The organism is Aeromonas sp. INTO2, assembly GCF_049860605.1.
Lineage (GTDB): Bacteria > Pseudomonadota > Gammaproteobacteria > Enterobacterales > Aeromonadaceae > Aeromonas > Aeromonas caviae.
The window spans coordinates 4,645,036-4,662,456 of record NZ_CP187588.1 but is presented as its reverse complement, the minus strand read 5'-3'; the positions used below and the strand labels follow the sequence as shown (position 1 = coordinate 4,662,456).

The window sequence follows — 17,421 nt, the reverse complement described above, 5'->3', positions numbered from 1 at the left end:
ATCCCCCTCACACGTCCAGCAGCGGCTTGTGCTTGATGTGCCGGGCGAAGACCTGCATGAACTGCGGATCGACGCGCGCGCCCCACACCGCCAGCGAGTGGCCGACGATCCAGAGCACGACACCGGGAATCCAGAGTTGCAGGCCCAGCCCGACGGCGGCGGCCAGCGTGCCGTTGGCAATCGCCACGGTGCGCGGTGCGCCGCCCATCAAAAGCGGTTCGGTCAGCGAGCGATGCAGCGGCACCTCGAAGCCTGCCGCGAAGCTGTCCGGCCCGCTCATACGACCGCCCCGCCGGAGAAGCTGAAGAACGACAGGAAGAAGCTCGACGCCGCGAACGCGATGGACAGGCCAAAGACGATCTGGATCAGCTTGCGAAAGCCCCCCGACGTGTCGCCGAAGGCGAGCGCCAGGCCCGTGGCAATGATGATGATGACGGCGACGATGCGCGCCACCGGCCCCTGGATCGACTCCAAGATGGATTGCAGCGGGCCTTCCCACGGCATCGAGGAACCGGATGCCTTTGCCGTGCCCGCCGTCATCAACATGACGGCGGCCAGCAGCAGGCCGTGATGCGCAGGGCCGACCAGCCGCCGCAGGCGTGCGATGGTCGAAACCGGATTTACGGAATTACGGAAAGCGTGAGCGTGCATCTGCGTCATGGCAGTTCTCCAGGTTGGTCAGGGGACAAGGAAGGCGCAGCGGCATCGGCTGCGAGAGGAACCGGCATCAGCTCGGGAAACGGCGTTTCCAGCGCGTCCGCCAGGCGGTAGCCCACACCGTCGAAGCCGACGACGCGGGCGATGCTTTCGACGCGGCGCTTGCGGCCGCGTCCGGCGATGTGGATGACGACGTTGACCGCCTCGGCGATCAGCGCACGCGGCGGGTTCACCGCCACTTCGAGAATCAACTGTTCGAGGCGCAGCAGCGCGCCCAGCGCGGAACCGGCGTGGATGGTGGCGATGCCGCCCGGATGGCCGGTGCCCCATACCTTCACCAAGTCCAGGGCTTCGCCGCCGCGCACTTCGCCGACGATCACGCGGTCGGGCCGCAGGCGCATCGTGGCGCGCACCAGCTCGGTCATGGACACGACGCCAGCGCGGGTACGCAGCGGCACATGGTCGCGGGCGGCGCATTGCAGCTCGATGGTGTCTTCGAGCACCAGCACGCGGTCGCCGGTGGCGGCGATCTCGGCCAGCAGCGCGTTCGCCAGCGTGGTCTTGCCGCTGCTGGTCGCCCCGGCGATCAGGATGTTCTGGCGCTCGCGCACGGCGCGGCGCAGGAAGTCCGCCTCGCCTGCGGTCAGGATGCAGTCGGCCACATAGCGATCCAGGCCGATGATGCTCACGGCGCGCTTGCGCAGCGCGAAAGCCGGGCCGGGCGCGGCGGGTGGCAGGATGCCCTCGAACCGCTCGCCGGTTTCGGGCAGCTCGGCGGTCAACAGCGGTCGTCCGCGATGCACTTCCGCGCCGACGTGCGCGGCCACCAGCCGGATGATGCGTTCGCCATCGGCCTCGGGCAGTTCCACGCCCAAGGGCGCGCGGCCCGACGACAGACGATCCACCCATAGGGTGCGGTCGGGGTTGAGCATGATTTCGACCACATCGGGGTCTTCGAGCGCGGCGGCGATCAGCGGCCCCATGGCCGTGCGCAACATCTGTATGCGGCGATCCAGCGAGACGGCAGAAGATGGCTTCGGCACTGCGCTCATGAGGCACGCTCCTGCGCCTCGGCCAGTGCCGCCGCGTCATCCATCCTCATCGGGTCGGGGTGCAGTTCTTCCACCACATCGCGCACCAGGCTGCGGCCGCGCAGCAGGTGTCGGCCGAGCTGTTCGACGAACTGCTCGAAGCGTGCTTTGCCCTGGGCGCGGGCCGCGTCCTGATGGGCTTCGGGAACCGGCGTGCTGACAGTCAGGAAGTAGCGGACGAACAGCGCCAGTGTTTCGATCTGGATGTTCTGGTCACGCTCCAACCGCTCGACCTGCCGCGACAGGCGATCCAAGCGCTTGGCGATAGCCGCCTCGCGCTGGTCGCCGGCATCGGGCGACAGCCACGATGCGAGCGCCGCCGCGACGATGGACGACTTGGACACGCCTTTCTTGGCGGCCAGTTCTTCGAGGCGCTTGGCGTGCTCGGGCTGGATGAACAGATTGAGGCGGTATTGGCTCATAAGTCGATTCCGTCGTTGGGGTCGAGGGAAGCCAGCCGGGCCGTGCGTTGCATGGCCGGATCGAACTGGCGAGGGAGCGGCAACAGCAGGTCGTCGTCGTCATCGAGCAGCCCCAGGTCGTTGCCGGCGGGCTGCGGGTCGGGGCTGTATTCCGCGACTTCGGATAGCTCCGGCTGGCGGCGCGGGCCGCCGTCGTCGGTGCCGCCCAGGCCATCGGTGGCTGCGGTGGCCGGTGCGGCGGGAACGGCGGGGATCGCCATGCCGCTCCAGTCGTCTGGCCGGGCCGGTGGCGCATCGGCGTATTGCCCTGCCGCGAGCGCGGGCGGAGGCAACACGCGGCTCTTGAAATTCGCGTCCGCGTAGTAGCGCAGCTTCTTCGCCTTGATCGGCGCCACGCTGGACACCATCACCACGGCTTCGTCGATCGGAAGCTGCATCACTTCGCCGGGCGTCAGCAGCGGGCGAGCCGTCTCCTGCCGCGACACCATCAGATGCCCCAGCCATGGCGCGAGCCGGTGGCCTGCGTAGTTGCGCTGCGCGCGCAGTTCGGTCGCGGTGCCGAGCGTTTCGGAAATGCGTTTGGCCGTGCGTTCGTCGTTGGTCGCAAACGTCACGCGGACATGGCAGTTGTCCAGAATCGAATGGTTCTGGCCGTAGGCTTTGTCGATCTGGTTGAGCGACTGCGCGATGAGGAAGCTGCGGATGCCGTAGCCCGCCATGAAGGCCAAGGCTGTCTCGAAGAAGTCGAGCCGGCCCAGGGCCGGGAACTCGTCGAGCATCAGCAGCAGGTTGTGGCGGCGCTCGATGCCGTCGGAGCCATCGAGTGATTCGGTGAGCCGCCGCCCGATCTGGTTGAGGATCAGGCGGATGAGCGGCTTCGTGCGCGAAATGTCCGAAGGCGGCACCACCAGGTACAGCGACACCGGATGCTCGGACGCTATCAGGTCGGCGATGCGCCAGTCGCAGCGCGACGTGACTTCGGCCACCGTGGGATCACGGTACAGGCCGAGGAACGACATGGCGGTGCTCAACACGCCGGAACGCTCGTTGTCCGACTTGTTGAGCACTTCGCGGGCGGCGGATGCGACAACCGGGTGCGGTGCATCGCCCAGGTGCTTTGTCGTCATCATCCGGTGCAAGGTCAGCTCGAACGGGCTGGCCGGATCGGACAGGAAGTTGGCGACGCCACGCAGCGTCTTGTCTTCGCCCGCGTAGAGCACATGCAGGATGGCTCCGACCAGCAGCGCGTGCGAAGTCTTCTCCCAGTGGTTGCGCTTCTCCAGCGCGCCTTCGGGATCGACCAGAATGTCGGCGATGTTCTGCACGTCGCGCACCTCATACGCACCGCGCCGAACCTCCAGCAGCGGGTTGTAGGCAGCGGATGCCGGGTCGGTGGGGTTGAACAGGAGGCAGTGCGAGAAGCGCGAGCGCCAGCCCGCGGTGATCTGCCAGTTCTCGCCTTTGATGTCGTGGATGACGGCGGACGCGGGCCAGGACAGCAGCGTAGGAACGACCAGGCCCACACCTTTGCCCGAGCGCGTAGGCGCGAAGGTCAGGACGTGTTCCGGGCCTTCGTGGCGCAGGTACTCGTTGCGGTACTTGCCGAGGAAGACGCCCGCCGGTTGCGTCAGCCCGGCTTTGCGAATGTCATCCGCTTCGGCCCAGCGCGCTGAACCGTAGGTCGTGACCAGCTTGGCCTGGCGCGAGCGCCACACCGACATGGCGATGGCCACCACCACGGCCAGCAAGCCGCTGCCGCCCGCAATGGACCCGCCGATGTCGAAGACCTGCGGCGCGTAGGCGTCGAAGAAGAACCACCACTCGAACAGCCGCCAGGGGTGATAGACCGGCGTGCCGAAGAAGTCGAACCAGGGCGAGCCAAGGCGTAGTTGATAGCCCAGGGCGGCGGCTGTCCATTGTGTGGCACCCCACACGCCGGCGATCACGATGCCGAAGACGGCGGCGATCTGCCCGAACAGCACGCCCTGACCTTGCATAGACTGGCCTCCGATTTCCCCTGCTCTGATTCCTCGTCCACTTGCGGCACGGGGACGTGCCGCATAGCGCGAGGATCAGTGCCGGGTCGGTGCCGGTCAAAGACCGTTTTCGGCATCGAAATGCCGAAAAAAGCGATGTTTCAGTCTTCAGGAAACGCGAGAAAAGCGCCGCGAATACAGGCGTATCGTGGCGTGTTACGCAAAAAAACGAAGTTTGGCGGGCAAAATGCCGCGTTTAGAATTTGGGCGGCTTCTCCTGGGGCGTATAGGGCACCTTACCGTCGCCATAAAAACGCTTGCGAGTGGCTTCGGCCACCCTGCGGCATAGCTCGTCACCCAGCGCGGCACGGTCGGTGATGCACTGCCGGCGCAGTTCTTTCAACCGTTGGGGCTCAGAGGCCAATTCTTCAACGGTTGGAATGTCCTTCTGCTTCGGGGCCTCGGATGGGCCGCAGGCCGACAGCAGCACGGCCAGCAGGAGCGGAGTCGTCTTTGTCATGGCTTGGGTTCCTCCGGGGGGTCAGGGTCGATATTCGGCGCGGGACGGTTAGCCTCAGGGGATTCAATCGCCTGTACGCGCTCGATGAAATGGGTCAGCGCGTCTGAAGGCTCGCCCTCCAGGCGCAGCAAATATGTCGTCAGCATCGGCGAGCGGCCCGCCAGCGGTCGTGCGACAACGCCCTGTTCGCGGCTGGCCGCTATATGCGCATAGCCCGTCAACCCGAGCCCGAAACCAGCGGAAACAAGCGCCATCATCAAATCGCAGGACGCCACCCGCTCCACTACCAACGGTTCCATGTCCACGCGGCGTAGCACTCGCTCCACTTGTCGCGCGTGACCTTCGCAAGCCTGCGGGTCGCAGAGGACGAGGGGGTAGCGCAGCAATTCTTCCAACGGAATGCGCTTGTGGGCCAATAAAGTATGTCGTGCCGGTACGGCCACCATCATGGGATCGTTCCACACGGCCAAAGCGGCAATGCCTTCCCCGACTTCATCTGACCGGGCAAAACCCACGTCGTACAAGTCGTCATGAAGTCCTTTGATTTGTTGGGACAGCGGGACTTCAAAGAATCGCAAATCGACTTCGGGTTCTTCTTGGCGGCAGAGTGCAAGCAGTGCTGGCAGCCGCGACGGTGTAATGCCGTCGGAAAGGGCGATACGCAGTTGGCTATGGAAGCCGTTGGCGGCAGCCTTCACACTGTCGCGGGCCTGCTGTATGGCAAGGAAAACACGGGGCACGTGCTCCAAGAACAGCTTGCCGGCCCGAGTCAGTCGAGTGCTGCGACTGGTGCGGACAAAAAGCTGCTCGCCTAACTCTTCTTCCAGTTCCTTGATGGCACGCGATAGCGGCGACTGTTCAATATGCAGCTTCTCGGCGGCACGGGCAAAGTGGAGTTCTTCGGCCACCGCCAGGAAGCAACGCAGATGTCGAAGTTCCATGTGGATTCCCCCTCCTTTGCCCGGCGGTCAGATGCCGCTACCGTTCGACAGAGCTGCCTGGTTCTCGGGAGCTGCCTTCCACCGACCACCCAGGGATTTGAAAAGGTCCGTCAGAGAAGACTGCCGCTGTGTGCTGACCTCGATCAGTGAAATCTGATTGGCAAAGTCATTGCGCTGGGCATCGAGGTAGCGCAGGTGATCGTCCACGCCGGCCCGGTACCTGGCCTGGGACAGCACCAGCGCCTGCTGGCTGCTCTGCGCGAGTTCTCTCAGTGCCTGTTCTTCGCGCCGCAGCGTGTCGGCCGCCACCAGGGCATCCGAGGTTTCCTTGAAAGCCGTTTGGATGGCCTTTTCGTAGCCTGCTATCGCGGAGTCCTTCCTGACCGTCGCCAGTTCGAGGTTGGCCTGATTTCGCCCGGCATTGAAGATGGGCAGGGTAATCTGTGGCGTGAAGGACCAGGATCGCTGGCCGCCCTCGAACAACCCCGACAGTTCGGCGCTGGAACTGCCAAAGAGGCCCGTCAGGGAAACGCTGGGGAAGAAGGCCGCCCGAGCCGCGCCGATGCTGGCATTGCGAGAGCGCAGCAGATGTTCGGCGGCCTGAATATCCGGCCGGTTCGTGAGCAGATCCGACGGTGCGCCAGCGGCGATGCCCTGGACCAGAAGCGTGCGCGTGGCTGGCTCCTGGGGCAGATGGCTGCCTGTGTCGGCGACGCCGACCAGAAGCCCCAGCGCATTGAACGCCTGGCGCACTTCACGGTCGGTGCGTTCGAGCTGCGCCTTGGCCTGTTGCACCAGGCCCACGGCCTCTTGGTAGTCCAGGGCCGTGGCGGTGCCGGCCTGCCGGCGCTGCGCAATCAGCTGGAGCGCCGCTTCCCGGGAGTGCAGCGTCTGCGCCGTCAGAACGTGACGGCGCTGGGCGCCGTCGCGGCTGACGTAAGCCTGGATCACCTCTGCGATCAGGCTGATCCGGGCAGCGCGTGCGTTTTCCTCGGTCGCCAGGTATTCCTCCAGCGCGGCTTGCGACAGGCTGCGCACCCGGCCGAACAGATCAAGCTCGAAAGCCGTCACCCCCACGCCTGCCTGCCAACTGGCCTGCACTTCCGACTGGCCCGAGTAGGTCAGGTCGGCCGGCACCCGCTGGCGCGTACCGCCGCCTTGGACGCCCACACTGGGCAGGCGGTCGGCGCGCTGGACCCGGTATTGCGCGCGAGCGGCCTCGACATTGAGCAGGCTCTGGCGCAGGTCCCGGTTGTTGTCGAGCGCCAGTTCGATCAGCCGCCGCAGATGGTCGTCGGTGACGAACGCATTCCAGTCCAGTTCCGCCGCGGCGACCTGCGTATTCACCGGGGCCGTCCCCGCGCCTTGCCAGTGGCTCGGGATCGGTGCGGGCGGGCGCTCGTAAGTCGGCGCGAGCGTGCAGCCCGCCAGTGCCAGGGTCAACAGGGCGGCCGTCGTGGATCGGGCCACCAGAGATTTACGCTGCTTCATGCCTCGCCTCCTTCGAGCGATTGCTGGCGAGGTGCTGTTCCTTCGCTGGCCTCCTTGCGGCGGCGGAACAACGACAGGACCCGGACGAAAAACACGGGGACGAAAACCACACCGAGCGTTGCCATCACCATGCCGCCGATCACCGCGATGCCGATCGCATGCTGGCTGGCTGCACCGGCCCCGGTCGCCAAGGCCAGCGGCACGACGCCGAGCGTGAAGGCCAGCGAGGTCATCAAGATGGGCCGGAATCGCAGACGCGCCGCTTCGATGGCCGCTTCGGCCAGCGATCGACCCTGTTCGTGCAGGCTCTTGGCGAACTCCACGATCAGGATGGCGTTCTTCGCGGCCAGGCCGATGATCGTCACCAGCCCGACCTTGAAGTACACGTCATTGGACATACCCAGGGCCGTCACCGCCAGCACCGATCCCAGGGCGCCGATCGGCACGATCAGCATCACCGAAGCGGGAATGGCCCAGCTCTCATAGAGCGCCACGAGCAGCAGGAACACCACCAGGATCGCGAGCGTGAACAGCATTGGTGCCTGCGCGCCGGCGGCCTTTTCCTGGTAGGACAGGCCACTCCATTCGTAGCCGATGCCGCTCGGCAATTCCTTCATGATGCGTTCGAGTTCGACCATGGCCTGGCCGGTGCTGTGGCCCGGGGCGGCATCGCCGGAAATCTTGAAGGCGGGGTATCCGTTGTAGCGCGAGACCTGCACGGGCGCGATTTCCCAGGCGGCGCTGGCGAAGGCGCTCAGGGGCACCTGGCCGCCCTTGGCGTTGGGCACATAGAGCTGGAGAACGCTTTCGGGCGTCATGCGCTTGGCACCGTCGGCCTGTACCACCACGCGCTGCATGCGTCCGGTGTTGGCGAAATCGTTGACCGTGGCCGATCCATACGCGCTGGAGATGGCAGTGTTGATCGAATCGAAGCCGACCCCCAGCGCCAGCGCCTTCTCGCGGTCGATGTTCAGCCGCAACTGCGGCCCATCTTCCAGCCCCTCCATGACGGCGTAGGCGAGAACCGGGGAACTGTTGGCCTGCTCCAGCAGTTGGTTGCGCGCCGCGACCAGGGCGTCACGGCCCAGGCCGCCGCGATCTTGCAGGCGCAGCACGAAGCCGCTGGCGTTGCCCAGGCCCTCCACCGGGGGCGGGTTCACGGCCATCACCGTGCCATCGCCATAGCTCCCGAAATGGGCATTGAAGGCATTGACTTCATCGGAAGCCGATTCGCCTTTGCCGCGCTCGGACCAGTCATTGAGCGTCGGAAAGCCCAGCGCGGCGTTCTGCCCGGCTCCTGAGAAGCTGTAGCCCATGATCATGAGGCTGTTGTTCGTCGGCTTGCGATCGAGCAGGTACTTGTCGATCTCTTTGACCGTCGCGGACGTGCGTGCATGACTCGCGCCTGGCGGGAGCTGCACGTCCACGATGTAGTAGCCCTGATCCTCGACCGGCACGAACGCTTCGGGCAGGCGGGTGTAGGTGAACGCGAGCACGGCCACCAGCAGCCCGTAGAGAACCATGGTGCGGCCGCTGCGGCGCACCAGTTGCGAGTTCAGCAGCGTGAAGCGCTGGGTCAGGCGCTCGAAGGAACGGTTGAACCAGCCGAAGAAGCCTTTTTTCTCGGCGTGGTGTCCCTTGGGGATCGGCTTGAGCAGCGTCGCGCACAAGGCCGGCGTGAAGGTCAGTGCCAGGAAGCCGGAGAAAAGGATCGACACCGCCAGCGACAGCGAGAACTGCTTGTAGATGACGCCGACGGAGCCGCTCATGAAAGCCAGGGGGAAGAACACGGCGGCCAGGACCAGCGTGATGCCCACGATGGCCCCCGATACCTGACCCATGGCCTTGATGGTGGCCTCGCGTGGAGACAGCCCTTCCTCGGCCATGAGCCGCTCGACGTTTTCGACCACCACGATGGCGTCGTCCACCAGGATGCCGATGGCCAGCACCATGCCGAACATGGTCATCATGTTGACCGAGAAGCCCAGGACGTGCATCACCGCCAGCGTGCCCGCCAGACACACCGGCACCACGATGGTCGGCACCAGCGTGTAGCGGAAGTTCTGCAAGAACAGGAACATCACCAGGAACACCAGCACCACGGCCTCGATCAGCGTGTGGACGACCTTGTTGATGGCGACGTCCACGAAACGCGAGGTGTCGTAGGGAACCGTGTATTCGATGTCGTCGGGGAATCCCGCCGAGAGTTCCGCCAGGCGGGCCTTGACGGCTTCGGCCGTCTGCAAGGCGTTGGCCCCTGGGCTGAGCTGGACGGCAGCGGCCACCGCCTGCTTGCCGCTGTTGAGGGCGTCGAAGTTGTATTCCTGCAATCCGACCTCGATGCGCGCCACGTCCGAGAGCTTGACGGTCGCGCCTTCGCCGTCGGCGCGCAGAACGATGCGGCCGAATTCCTCCGGGCTGGAGAGCATGCCCTTGACCGCGATGGTCGCGCTCAGTTCCTGGTCGGCGTTGCCGGGACGCGCGCCGAAGCTGCCGGCCGGAACCTGCACGTTCTGAGCGGTGATGGCGGCATTCACATCGGCCACGGACAGGCCGTAGCCCAGCAGTTTCTGTGGATCGACCCACACCCGCATCGCCGCTTCGGTACCGAAATACATCACCTTGCCCACGCCGGGGACGCGACGGATCTCGTTGTTGATGTTGCGCGCGGCATAGTCGGACAGGCGCACCGCATCCTTGCCGGCATCGTCGCCCTTGTACTTCAGGGCGTAGATCATCAGAAAGTTGGAGGTCGCCTGTTCGACCTGGATGCCCTGCGTCAGTACCGACCGGGGCAGGCGCGCTTCCGCTTTCTTCAGCCGGTTCTGCACATCGACCTGCGCCATGTTCGGATCGACGCCGGGGGCGAAGGTGACGGTGAGTTCGGCGATACCGGTGGAGCTGTTCGACGAGTCGTAGTACAGCAGCCCCTTGGCGCCGTTGAGTTCTTCCTCGATCACGCTGGTGACGGAATCCACCACCGTCGAGGCCGAGGCGCCGGGATAGGTGGCCCAGATCGAAATCTGGGGCGGAGCGACGTTGGGGTACTGGGCGACCGGCAGCGACGGGATGGCCAGCAGCCCGGCCAGGGTGATGAAGATCGCAATCACCCAGGCAAAGTTGGGTCGGTTAATAAAAAATCTTGACATGGTCTGTTCTCAGTGGCCGGCGCGCAGGCGCGCGGGGTCAGTTGCGCGCACCGGCGGCCTCTGCGGATGGCGCGGCAGCCTGGTCGGTTTTCACGGTCACTTTCGCGCCGGCCTGGAGCGCGCCGGGCGCGCTGACGATCACCCGTTCGCCGGGCTGAAGGCCGTCCACGATCTGCCATTGCGAGCCGCGCATCGCGCCGGTTTGGACGGTGCGGGTTTGCACGGTGTCCTGGGCATCGGCCACGAGGACGTATGCCTTGCCGTCCGTGTTGCGTTTGACCGCGCGCTGCGGAACGAGAATGGCCTGGGGATCGACGCCCTGGTCGATATGGACCCTGACGTACATGCCCGGCAGCAGCAGGCCGTCGGTGTTGGCGAACCTGCCGCGAAGCGAAACCTGCCCGGTGTCGCGGTCCACCGTCACGTCGGAGAACAGGAGCTGGCCCGTGCGCTGGTCGCCGCTGCCTTCCACCGTGATGGAGATCGGCAGGCTGCTCGCCTCGGCCTGTTTGAGCTTTCCTTCGGACAGCGACTTGCGCAGGCGCACCAGATCGTTGACCGGCTGTTTGAAATCGGCATAGATCGGGTCCAACTGCTGGATGGTCGCCAGCGGGGTCGCCTCGTTCTGTCCTACCAGCGCGCCTTCCGTGACCAATGCCCTGCCGATCCGCCCGGAGATGGGGGCGCGCACCGTGGCGTAGTCCAGATTCAACTGCGCCGTCTCCACCTCCGCTGCGGCCGATTGGCGCGAGGCCTCGGCGCCGCGCAGCGTGGCCTGTGCGGCATCAAAATCCTGGCGGCTGACCGCTTCGATCTGCACCAGCGGTTCATAGCGGCGCACGACGGAGCGCGCTTCGACCAGCGCCGCTTCGGCTTTGGCCAAGTCCCCGCGCGCCCGCGACAAGGCCGCCTTGAACGGCGCCGGGTCGATCTGGAACAGCACGTCTCCGGCCTTGACGTTCGCGCCTTCCTCGAAGGTGCGACGCAGCACGATGCCGGCTACCCGCGCGCGGACTTCCGCCACCCGCACCGGCTCGATCCGTCCGGGCAGCTCGGCCGTGAGCGTGAAGGGCTGTGGTTGGGCCGCGACGGCCTCCACCGGCACGGGGGCCTGGGCGTTCGCATCCCCCTGTTTATCCCCGCAGCCGCTGACCAGCAGCACGACGGCGACCAGCGCAGACAGGGAGCGCCAGCGTGTTTGCAGATGCTTCGGCATCGTTGGAACCTTCCAGTAGTCTTAACAAGACCCACATGGTACTGATTAATCCCCATTGGGTCAACATTGACCCAATAGGGTCGATTCAGTACAATCAGCGCCGTGAGTGACAACTGGCGCCGAATGGGATACTTCAGCTCCAAATGCGAAAATTAAGGCACCCATGGAGCAAAGGAGAGCCGATATGACAACTAACTGGAATGAGACCGGAAATGACAGGCTCTTGGCATCGCTGGCGCTCGCGCTTGTCGATCAGCCGAGGGCATCCCTTCAAGAACTTGCCAAAGCCGTCGGCATAGGCAAATCCACGCTTCATCGTTTTTGCAGCACGTGGGACGAACTGGTCGAGCGGATGGCTCAGCACGGCGCGTATCGCCTTATCGAAGCGGCAAAAGCAGCCAAATTGGATCAGGACTCGCCGCTGGAAGCGTTCAAGCGGTTGAACACGACCCACTTTGAGCAGCGCGAACTCGCGGCCTTCCTCCTTCACCACTGGAAGGCCGCCGAGGCGCACGACCCCGAGCGACAGTGGGAGTCGTCATTGGATGCGTTTTTCCTGCGAGGACAACAGCAGGGTGTCTTTCGCATCGACATTGCCGCTCATTCATTGACCGAGGCATGGGCCTCCTTGATGATTGGCCTTATCGAAGCGGAGCGGCATGGCCGAATTGCCCGTTTGGGCTTGCCTGCCCTGGTGGAGACATTGTTTCTTCATGGAGCGTTTGTTCCCCCGCCGTCCTCTGCCGTGGCGGCATCACACCAGACGACGGCCTAAATGGGCGCAGTCATTTTTTTCACTAATGGAGAATTGAAATGAGTTGGTTGTATCTGATAAGCGCCGGACTTTTTGAAATCGGCTGGCCCGTGGGCCTTAAGATGGCGCAGAATCCGGGAACGCGGCTGACGGGCATTGCCGTGGCGGTCATATTCATGGGCATCAGCGGAGTCCTGCTGTGGCTGGCGCAGAAGAATATCCCCATCGGCACTGCCTATGCCGTCTGGACCAGCATCGGGGCGGTCGGCACCTTTGCCGTAGGCATTCTGTTCTACGGCGATGCTACCTCGCTTGCGCGCTACCTTGGCGTTGCGTTGATCATCGCCGGCGTGGTGACACTCAAGCTTGCCTCCCATTGAGCTTGCACCGACTCCCCGCCCGGGAATCATCCATGATGGCTGCGCTCGCGCAGCCATTTTTTTGACTTCTCAGGTCTGCCATACCGAAACGAAGAAAGTGCGTCCGGCATGATCCTGGGGCATCGGTATGCTGCGCCAGCATGTTTCAGGTGATCTGGAATTCCATCTGCTCGTGCAAGCCGACGTCGCCCGTTATGACCATGCCAGTCAGGGAGACCGCGCACAGGAATGCGAGAGCGCATATCACGCCAAGCAGCTTGGCATCCCTTGGATTGTCGTTCTTGATTTCCACGACGGCGAGATACAGGAAGATGACCGTGAACAGCCAAGGAATTGCCAGGAACTGAAGTATCGTCATTACCAACTCATTCAAAAATACGGGTAGCTTTCACTGTTCGTCGAACGCCGGCGAATTCTTGACCGTCTTCAGATTCTCATGAATGATGCGAGAGAATCTTCGATGGGTCCAATAATTGATCCCCCAGTTGAGCATCACGACGAACCGGTTTCCGAATCCGATCAGGAAGAATATGTGGATCGTCAGCCAGAAAAGCCAGGCGATGTATCCAGACAATTTGAACTTGCCGACGTCGACGACGGCTGCCATGCGGCCGATGATGGCGAGGCTGCCTTTGTCGTGATAGTCAAACACGGGTTCCTGCCGTCCCGCGAGCCGCGCCTTCAGCAGCTCCGCGACGTAGGCGCCCATCTGTTTGGCCGCGGGCGCCACGCCCGGCACGGGCCGCCCGTTGACTTCGATGCTGGCCAGGTCGCCGGCCACGAATATATTTCCGTGGCCCGGTACGCTCAGATTCTTCTCGACCTTGACCCGGCCGGCCCGGTCAAGCGGCACGTTCAGCCGGCGACCTAGTGGTGATGCTTGTACGCCAGCCGCCCAGATGACGGTTCTGCAAGGAACGAACGTGCCGTTGAGGCTGTAGCCATGCTGATTGATTTCGGTCACGCGGCAATTTGTCACGACCTCTACGCCCAACCGGCGCAGTTGCATTTCAGCCTTGCTGGAGAGTTCGTCCGAAAATGCCCCGAGGATTTTCGGGCCGGCCTCGATCAACCGAACCGTCGCCATGCCTGGGTCGATGGACCGGAATTCTCCCCGCAGCGTGTGCTTTGCAATTTCCGACAAGGCACCTGCCAACTCGACGCCTGTAGGCCCGCCGCCGACGATGGCGAAATTCAGCCAGGCCGCTTTCTTCTCAGGATCAGGTTCGGTTTCCGCGTACTCGAACGCCTCGAATATCTTGTTCCTGAGATGCATCGCATCTTCGAGTGTCTTGATGCCGGGGGCATGCTTCTCCCATTGCGGATTGCCGAAATAGGCGTGCGTTGCGCCGGTGGCGATGAGCAGCGAATCGTATTCAAGCTCCCGGCCATCATCCAGAACGACGACGTTCCTGTCAGGGAACACCTCGATGACTTCTCCAAGCCATATTTGGACGTTGCGCTGTTTCTTGAGGATGTGGCGCAGCGGGACGGCAATGTCGGGAGAGGCCAGCTCCGCGCTGGCGACCTGATAAAGCAGCGGCTGGAAAAGATGGTGGTTGCGCCTGTCTATCAGCGTAATCTGTATGTCTGCGGACTTGAGGCTGCGGGTGGCCCACAATCCGGCAAATCCGCCTCCCACGATGATCAGACGATGCATATGCTCAACCTTCCGCTTTTCTGCGCACGCTTGCTGCGGCTCGATGCTTGCCGTTTTCCGAATCTCGCTTCGGGCCGGCAAGCAGTTCAAAGATGTCTCTGGCGATTTCGCCAGCGTCCAGGGAGCCTGTGTTGACCAGGCCAAAATTCTTGAGAAAAAAGAACCCTTCCGTGGCGAGGAAGCCCAGCAACGCGCGCCCGCGTGCTTCGACCGGGATGCGTTCTATTTCCTGAATGCGTTTTTCGTACCAGCCGATGATGCCGCCGAGATGGTGCGGGGATTGGAGCAGCGCGGCCAGCAGTGCAGCGGTCCGGGCACCAGCCAACTCATCTTCGCCGAACGTGTTGGCGATATGCGCTTCGACGGCGCTCATCGGCGTCGCTTGATCGGCCCGAAGCTCGGAGATGCGTGATTCGTACTGCGCGATCCACCGCATCAACAGCGATTCGATCAATATTTCCTTGCTGGCGAAGCACGACTGCACTCCACCCTTGGAAATTCCAGCGGCCTGGGCGATGGAGTCGAACGTCAGGCTCGCCGCGCCTTTCTGGCTGACCAGAAGTTCGGCGACATCCAGCACCCTATCGCGGTCAATCGTCTTTTTTCTTCCCATACGTCGCTCCGTAGGATGCCGTGCGCTGGATGCGCACGGGTTCGCGTTTCAGTGCCCGGCCGTGAGTTTCAGACCCGCGACTGCACCGATCAGCGTGATCAGGAGAAGCATCCGCAGCAGGTTTGCGGGTTCGTGGTACCAGATCATCCCGACGACCACGGTGCCGAGCGCACCGATGCCGGTCCACACGGCGTAGGCCGTACCGATTGGGACGGTTTTGGTGGCCGCCTCCAGGCAGAACATGCTGGCTGCGATGCAGACAAGAAAGCCCAGGGTCCAGGGAACATTCCTGAATCCGTCCGTGTAGCGCATGCACGTGGTGAAGCCAATTTCTAGAAGTCCTCCGCAGAAGACGTAGTACCAACCCATGACAGCAAACCTTTGAAATAAAAATACAACCGTATTCGTATCTTATACGAATACGGTTGTATTGGAAAGTCCTTGCTTTATTTGGGGTGTAACGGGCGCCTCCTTCGGGTGGGCAGGACGTGCCCGCTCTTATCAGGCAAGACCCATCCCGCGTGATCGGCCAATGTCCCAGGATGTCCCGCTGCCCCGAACCGTCGCAACGATCTGCTGCCCCAACCGCTGTTCGATCACCGGCCGCCACGGCACCAGGCTGAATCCCATGCCGTCGTCGAGCATCGCGTAGCGCCCGCTGGCGAGCATGACGGAACGCCGGTAAATGCCGGCGACGCGCTGCCCGTCCGCCACGGGGCGATGCTCCAGGCCGGTTTCCGCCGCAATGTCCTTCGCGGCCTGCGCCAGCTCCCGATTGCGCAGCGTGCCCAGCAGGTTACGGGCGAGGATCACACGCTGCCCGCGTCGCTCGGCCAGTCCTTGTTCGGCCAAGAAATCGGCGCGCTCCTGCATGGCCTGCTTGGCATCGCCACCAAAGCCCAGGTCGCCCAGCCCACGGCCGCCGCCGATCAGTTGCTGGTCGAGCCAGGTCGCGCCGATCACGCGGGCCTGCCGCTCGATCGGCAGGTGCGATTTCAGCTCCACAGCCACGCCGCCCAGGCGCTGCGCGTCGTACTGGCGGCCACGCTCGGCTAGGTCGTCCGGCACCTTCCACAGCCCTTCGACCACACGCTCCACGATGCCGGCCCGGCGCAGGGCTTCCAGCCGCCGGACGTGGGCAGCGACGACTTCCTGCGGGTCGCGTCCGGGCGTGGCCCGGCCCTGTTCGATGGCCAGGTGATGGTCGGCACGGTACAGGCCATCGCTCGCCAGCGCGGCGATGTTCTTATCGGCAGCGCGCACGTCGGCCGAACCCTTCACCTCCACCACCGCGCCCGTCGGATAGTTGGCCAACTCGTCGCGGGCATTCAACGCGACGTAGTGAGCCTTGCCGTCCACGCCGTCGATGACCAGAAAGCCCCGGTCGCGCAACTCGTCGGCCAAGCCCTTGGCGGCCACGCGGCCAATGACGGTACGGCCATCCTCGCCCGGCTCGAACACCGCCAGCTCGCGCGGCTGACCGCTCATGGCCCGCTGCATGGTGCGGATGATGTCGCCACGCTCGCCAAGGGCGCGCAGGGTCTTTTCCGCATCCGCATGGACGGCCCAGGTGCCCGGCTGCGTCTCGTCGGCCAGGCCCAGGCGCTGCAAGCGTTGCAGGCGGCCGATCAGCAGCAGGCGTTGGCGCTGCAAGCGAGGTTCGTTGAGCCGTTCGACATGCACCAGTCCATCGTCGCCGGCCTCGCGCTTCAACGTGCGATCCAGACTCGTCCACCGCTCTTGCTCCACCTCGCGCTGCAAGGTCTGCTGGATCTCCAGCTCGGTGCGAGGCCCCAGCCATTCGGTCGCCAGTTCGGCAGCGCGATGGCGGAAGCCATCGGCGATGTAGTCGCCCGCGATGATGAGGTCTTTGCCGGTGTCGTCGCGCCCGCGCACGACGATGTGCGTGTGCGGGTTGTCGGTGTTCCAGTGGTTCACGGCCACCCAATCGAGGCCCGTACCCAGGTCGGCCTCCATGCGGCCCATGAGGTGCCGAGTGTAGGTGCGCAGGTCTTCCAGCTCCGCGCCATCCTCGGGCGAGAGGATGAAGCGGAAATGGTGCCGGTCGTCGGCGCAGCGTTCCTTGAAGGCGTCGAGGTCAGCGGTATCGGCCTGCGGCCCGTAGGCTTGGCCCGGCTCGCCGTCGCGGCCCACGCCATCACGCTCAATGTAGCGCAGGTGCTTGGCGAGCGATTGCGGGCTGGCCCGTTGGTGATTGACCAGCAAGGTCTTGATGGTCACGCGCCGGGACATGGGCGTCAGCTTCGCCCCGGCGAAGCGCGCCGCCGTGTGGCCGCGCCCGAGGCGCGAGCCGGGGCGTTGGCCGGTGCCGGCCGCCCCAGGACGGCGCACCGCCGACTTGCCGCTGCTGGCTTTGCCGGCCTGCTTGAGCACCTTGGAAACGAAGCTCTGCCCTTGGCCCTTGCCCCGCTTCTTCGGGGCGCTGGGGCGCACTCGGAAATCGTCGTCGCGGCGGTCGGTCATCGCCGTTCTTCCTGCAAGCTCTGGCGTGTCCTGTCGTGCGAAGCACGCGGACATGCCTGCATTGGCG

17 protein-coding genes are annotated in these 17,421 nt (G+C 64.2%); 2 read left to right on the top strand and 15 right to left on the bottom strand.

Going from position 1 to position 17,421, the window contains the following annotated elements; all coding sequences use genetic code 11:
• Nucleotides 1–7: 7 nt before the first annotated feature.
• The 10 genes from ACPW74_RS22165 to ACPW74_RS22120 all read right to left on the bottom strand — a co-directional run bounded on the left by ACPW74_RS22165 (nt 8) and on the right by ACPW74_RS22120 (nt 11,463).
• Complete coding sequence (locus tag ACPW74_RS22165; protein ID WP_004883097.1) at nt 8–280, bottom strand: VirB3 family type IV secretion system protein; 273 nt, start codon at nt 278–280, stop codon at nt 8–10.
• Nucleotides 277–660, bottom strand: coding sequence for a TrbC/VirB2 family protein (locus ACPW74_RS22160; protein WP_014859547.1), 384 nt, complete (start codon nt 658–660; stop codon nt 277–279). Before ACPW74_RS22160 ends, ACPW74_RS22165 begins: the two co-directional genes overlap by 4 nt.
• Entirely contained in the window at nt 657–1,709 is a 1,053-nt protein-coding gene (gene trbB / locus ACPW74_RS22155) for a P-type conjugative transfer ATPase TrbB (RefSeq protein ID WP_049445205.1), read from the bottom strand. The genes ACPW74_RS22160 and trbB overlap by 4 nt, the downstream gene beginning before the upstream one ends.
• The gene (locus ACPW74_RS22150) at nt 1,706–2,170 is read right to left on the bottom strand and encodes a ribbon-helix-helix protein, CopG family (RefSeq protein ID WP_049445208.1); all 465 of its coding nucleotides are present in this window, start codon (nt 2,168–2,170) and stop codon (nt 1,706–1,708) included. Before ACPW74_RS22150 ends, trbB begins: the two co-directional genes overlap by 4 nt.
• Nucleotides 2,167–4,167, bottom strand: a complete 2,001-nt coding sequence (locus ACPW74_RS22145) for a conjugal transfer protein TraG (RefSeq protein ID WP_049445211.1) — start codon at nt 4,165–4,167, stop codon at nt 2,167–2,169. The genes ACPW74_RS22150 and ACPW74_RS22145 overlap by 4 nt, the downstream gene beginning before the upstream one ends.
• Nucleotides 4,168–4,402: 235 nt before the next feature.
• Nucleotides 4,403–4,666 (bottom strand): hypothetical protein, encoded by a 264-nt coding sequence (locus ACPW74_RS22140; RefSeq protein ID WP_023106770.1) that lies wholly within the window; start codon nt 4,664–4,666, stop codon nt 4,403–4,405.
• Nucleotides 4,663–5,607: a LysR family transcriptional regulator gene (locus ACPW74_RS22135; RefSeq protein WP_049445215.1), complete on the bottom strand. Its 945-nt coding sequence runs from the start codon at nt 5,605–5,607 to the stop codon at nt 4,663–4,665. The genes ACPW74_RS22140 and ACPW74_RS22135 overlap by 4 nt, the downstream gene beginning before the upstream one ends.
• A 27-nt stretch (nt 5,608–5,634) precedes the next feature.
• Nucleotides 5,635–7,098 carry an efflux transporter outer membrane subunit gene (locus tag ACPW74_RS22130; protein ID WP_425858471.1) on the bottom strand — a complete coding sequence of 488 codons (1,464 nt, stop codon included), beginning with the start codon at nt 7,096–7,098 and terminating at the stop codon, nt 5,635–5,637.
• Nucleotides 7,095–10,247, bottom strand: a complete 3,153-nt coding sequence (locus tag ACPW74_RS22125; RefSeq protein ID WP_006472397.1) for an efflux RND transporter permease subunit — start codon at nt 10,245–10,247, stop codon at nt 7,095–7,097. Before ACPW74_RS22125 ends, ACPW74_RS22130 begins: the two co-directional genes overlap by 4 nt.
• Before the next feature lie 37 nt (nt 10,248–10,284).
• Nucleotides 10,285–11,463: an efflux RND transporter periplasmic adaptor subunit gene (locus ACPW74_RS22120; protein ID WP_049445221.1), complete on the bottom strand. Its 1,179-nt coding sequence runs from the start codon at nt 11,461–11,463 to the stop codon at nt 10,285–10,287.
• A 184-nt stretch (nt 11,464–11,647) separates the two neighbouring features.
• Between ACPW74_RS22120 and ACPW74_RS22115 the strand changes: the two genes are divergently transcribed.
• Nucleotides 11,648–12,238, top strand: a complete 591-nt coding sequence (locus ACPW74_RS22115) for a TetR/AcrR family transcriptional regulator (protein ID WP_425858470.1) — start codon at nt 11,648–11,650, stop codon at nt 12,236–12,238.
• Between the two features lie 38 nt (nt 12,239–12,276).
• Nucleotides 12,277–12,597, top strand: coding sequence for a DMT family transporter (locus tag ACPW74_RS22110; protein ID WP_049445226.1), 321 nt, complete (start codon nt 12,277–12,279; stop codon nt 12,595–12,597).
• A gap of 145 nt (nt 12,598–12,742) precedes the next feature.
• On the opposite strand, the gene ACPW74_RS22105 is transcribed toward ACPW74_RS22110, so the two are convergent.
• The 5 genes from ACPW74_RS22105 to ACPW74_RS22085 all read right to left on the bottom strand — a co-directional run bounded on the left by ACPW74_RS22105 (nt 12,743) and on the right by ACPW74_RS22085 (nt 17,354).
• A complete protein-coding gene (locus ACPW74_RS22105) occupies nt 12,743–12,955 on the bottom strand; it encodes a hypothetical protein (RefSeq protein WP_049445228.1) in 213 nt (70 codons plus the stop codon).
• 30 nt (nt 12,956–12,985) lie between these two features.
• Nucleotides 12,986–14,257, bottom strand: coding sequence for an NAD(P)/FAD-dependent oxidoreductase (locus ACPW74_RS22100; protein WP_049445232.1), 1,272 nt, complete (start codon nt 14,255–14,257; stop codon nt 12,986–12,988).
• 4 nt (nt 14,258–14,261) lie between these two features.
• Nucleotides 14,262–14,870: a TetR/AcrR family transcriptional regulator gene (locus tag ACPW74_RS22095; RefSeq protein WP_049445235.1), complete on the bottom strand. Its 609-nt coding sequence runs from the start codon at nt 14,868–14,870 to the stop codon at nt 14,262–14,264.
• A gap of 48 nt (nt 14,871–14,918) precedes the next feature.
• The gene (locus ACPW74_RS22090; protein WP_049445237.1) at nt 14,919–15,239 is read right to left on the bottom strand and encodes a DMT family transporter; all 321 of its coding nucleotides are present in this window, start codon (nt 15,237–15,239) and stop codon (nt 14,919–14,921) included.
• A gap of 132 nt (nt 15,240–15,371) precedes the next feature.
• Complete coding sequence (locus ACPW74_RS22085; protein WP_049445239.1) at nt 15,372–17,354, bottom strand: relaxase/mobilization nuclease domain-containing protein; 1,983 nt, start codon at nt 17,352–17,354, stop codon at nt 15,372–15,374.
• Nucleotides 17,355–17,421 lie beyond the last annotated feature (67 nt).

Coding starts and splice junctions, on each gene's coding strand:
- ACPW74_RS22165 (WP_004883097.1), bottom strand. CDS start 280: ATGAGCGGGCCGGACAGCTTCGCGGCAGGCTTCGAGGTGCCGCTGCAT.
- ACPW74_RS22160 (WP_014859547.1), bottom strand. CDS start 660: ATGACGCAGATGCACGCTCACGCTTTCCGTAATTCCGTAAATCCGGTT.
- trbB (WP_049445205.1), bottom strand. CDS start 1,709: ATGAGCGCAGTGCCGAAGCCATCTTCTGCCGTCTCGCTGGATCGCCGC.
- ACPW74_RS22150 (WP_049445208.1), bottom strand. CDS start 2,170: ATGAGCCAATACCGCCTCAATCTGTTCATCCAGCCCGAGCACGCCAAG.
- ACPW74_RS22145 (WP_049445211.1), bottom strand. CDS start 4,167: ATGCAAGGTCAGGGCGTGCTGTTCGGGCAGATCGCCGCCGTCTTCGGC.
- ACPW74_RS22140 (WP_023106770.1), bottom strand. CDS start 4,666: ATGACAAAGACGACTCCGCTCCTGCTGGCCGTGCTGCTGTCGGCCTGC.
- ACPW74_RS22135 (WP_049445215.1), bottom strand. CDS start 5,607: ATGGAACTTCGACATCTGCGTTGCTTCCTGGCGGTGGCCGAAGAACTC.
- ACPW74_RS22130 (WP_425858471.1), bottom strand. CDS start 7,098: ATGAAGCAGCGTAAATCTCTGGTGGCCCGATCCACGACGGCCGCCCTG.
- ACPW74_RS22125 (WP_006472397.1), bottom strand. CDS start 10,247: ATGTCAAGATTTTTTATTAACCGACCCAACTTTGCCTGGGTGATTGCG.
- ACPW74_RS22120 (WP_049445221.1), bottom strand. CDS start 11,463: ATGCCGAAGCATCTGCAAACACGCTGGCGCTCCCTGTCTGCGCTGGTC.
- ACPW74_RS22115 (WP_425858470.1), top strand. CDS start 11,648: ATGACAACTAACTGGAATGAGACCGGAAATGACAGGCTCTTGGCATCG.
- ACPW74_RS22110 (WP_049445226.1), top strand. CDS start 12,277: ATGAGTTGGTTGTATCTGATAAGCGCCGGACTTTTTGAAATCGGCTGG.
- ACPW74_RS22105 (WP_049445228.1), bottom strand. CDS start 12,955: ATGACGATACTTCAGTTCCTGGCAATTCCTTGGCTGTTCACGGTCATC.
- ACPW74_RS22100 (WP_049445232.1), bottom strand. CDS start 14,257: ATGCATCGTCTGATCATCGTGGGAGGCGGATTTGCCGGATTGTGGGCC.
- ACPW74_RS22095 (WP_049445235.1), bottom strand. CDS start 14,870: ATGGGAAGAAAAAAGACGATTGACCGCGATAGGGTGCTGGATGTCGCC.
- ACPW74_RS22090 (WP_049445237.1), bottom strand. CDS start 15,239: ATGGGTTGGTACTACGTCTTCTGCGGAGGACTTCTAGAAATTGGCTTC.
- ACPW74_RS22085 (WP_049445239.1), bottom strand. CDS start 17,354: ATGACCGACCGCCGCGACGACGATTTCCGAGTGCGCCCCAGCGCCCCG.